Here is a 2,128-nt window from a genome sequence, read left to right as displayed (position 1 = left end):
CCTAGAAGACAAGCAACTAGACATAAGGCCAGTCCTATAAAGCGTATTTTCTTATTCATAGCCTGCCACCCCACTTGGTTCACACAGAATTTCCCTATCTTCTAGCTCATCAAATTCTAAGCCCTGGTCTTCCAAATCATCAGCCAAAGAATTGTTTTTATTTTTTAGGTAGTTAAAGCCTAAAACTAGGGCAATTGCACCAAATAGTATAGCAGCTAATATTATGGCTACTAGGACCACTACTATAGTAAATAAAACCTTGGTAACAATACCCCAAGGGGCCTCAGCATCCTGACCATCCATCAGGGTCTTGCTATCTCCAAAATCCTTATTAGTCAGAAGACCATGGTCATAGCCCAGGTCTCCCTGATTTATTTTTTTATCACTGTCTCCACCACCTGCAGGGGCTGTACCATTACTACTTGTAGTACCCGTCTTTGGAGTAACCTTGTTGGATGAAGCCATCAAAGTCTTCCCCTTGTCATTTGAGCTAGCATTAGTCTTAACCTTGGATGTAGACTGACTAGTTGATGAATTTGATGGACTTGAAGACCCAGCAGGGCTAGCTTCGGAGCTAGTAGAATTGTTTGTTGTAGCCGAGGCTTGACTGCCTGCTCCTGATGACTGACCTGTTCCCCCAGTGGAAACCAGGGCCTTGAAGTCTGTATTACCAGCCTCTAGGGCATCAAAGTCTATATAGAAGACTACCGACCTGGACATTGGATCAACGAAAAATGTAGCCCTTACAACACAATCAGTAGAAGGTATCTCAAACCTAAAATCTCCAGTAGATCCGGCATTCTGAGTTTCCTGGAAGGGAACCTCTGTCCATCCACTATCACCCTTCTTCTGTACATTGAAGCTAAACTTACTGATCTTGTCCCTTAGGTTGTATCTTACAGTTGCATATAGCTTGCCATCATCATCCTTTTCTATAAGGGCTGTACCATATACTACATTGGATACCATTCCTTCACCAATACCAGGATTATTGCCTGGATCCTCAATAGCACCACTCACAGGATGCGAATAGTGGCCATGGGCATTTGCAGTGTATACTTCACCAGCAAATGAAATACCGGTTGACATATAGAAGCATACCATCAAGATGAAGGCTAGTATTGACAGCTTGTTAAATATTCCTTTATTTATATATTGCATTTTATCCTATCCTCCACCTTTCCCTATAAGCTATCCCTTACCTTATTAAATTCATTCATCTTATTCTTCAGGTAGCTATTATACTTGAATTCATAAATCAAACGTTTGCTAAACCTAATGTATACATAGGCTGACCCTCCAATTATGGCTGCAAGTATCAAGACACAGTAAAATATGACCTTTGGATTTTCCTTGGACCTTACTGGTTTTGTTCCTACATCAACCTGGCTAGCCTGGTCTGTTTGTGCCGGCTGACTACTAGAAGTAAAATCAGTAGAATCATTGTTCAACTGGCTAACAGAGGTCGGTATAGGCCTACCATTGCTAGCCTTTGACTTATCACTCTCCCTTGTATCAGCTGACTTTTTACCACTATTTACCTTGGATTTATTATTGCTTACACCTGCAAGTCCCTTTGAACCATTATTCGGCATGTTGCCAGTCTTTGCTTGGTTGGCTGAACCATCTGAAGAAACAAAGGCGAATTCGCCATAGGTATCAGTCGTAAATGAAGCTGTATCGCCCGAAAGAGATGTATTCATTTCAGCCATATCAGCAAGCCTATAAACCTTAGGCCTCACTATATTCGATGCTAGCTTGGCCTTTATTGTTATATTCTTAGAAGGCTTGGTTGGAACACCATAGTCGTTTTCTATTTTAAACTCATAGATCTTCATGGCTCTTGCCCTACCAAACTTCTGTGTAATCTTCTGGAAGCTGGCCCCTCCTGTAACCGGATTGGCCTTAAATACTATATTTTCCTTGAAGGCACCTGGCTGAGCCAAAAGCTCAAAGCCTTCTGGTAAAATTTTATGGATACTTTCCTTTGGATCAAACTTCTTCCTAGGCGTACCACTTTTCATTTTCTTATACAGGACAGCCTCTGACTCCTCTATCTTTTTAATAGATGTCCAATCAATCTTTAGCCTGGCCCCAACTGGTACCTCGCCCATAGGCTTTACCTTCG

At 41.7% G+C, this 2,128-nt stretch carries 1 protein-coding gene and 1 pseudogene; both read right to left on the bottom strand.

Translation table 11 applies throughout. The features are described 5' to 3' along the window. Positions 1-51: 51 nt before the first annotated feature. Positions 52-1,161, bottom strand: a complete 1,110-nt coding sequence (locus ACW6OJ_RS08255) for a heme-binding Shp domain-containing protein (RefSeq protein WP_456096304.1) — start codon at positions 1,159-1,161, stop codon at positions 52-54. 23 nt (positions 1,162-1,184) lie between these two features. Continuing rightward, positions 1,185-2,128, bottom strand: a pseudogene (locus tag ACW6OJ_RS08250) (iron transport-associated domain protein); the annotation flags it as partial.

The sequence above is a fragment of the Peptostreptococcus sp. genome, assembly GCF_977045075.1.
Note: the sequence above shows the minus strand (reverse complement) of the source record. Positions and strands in the feature narration are given on the sequence as shown.

What these genes read in the sequence shown, in the direction of transcription:
- ACW6OJ_RS08255 (WP_456096304.1), bottom strand. Translation starts at nt 1,161, where the DNA reads ATGCAATATATAAATAAAGGAATATTTAACAAGCTGTCAATACTAGCC.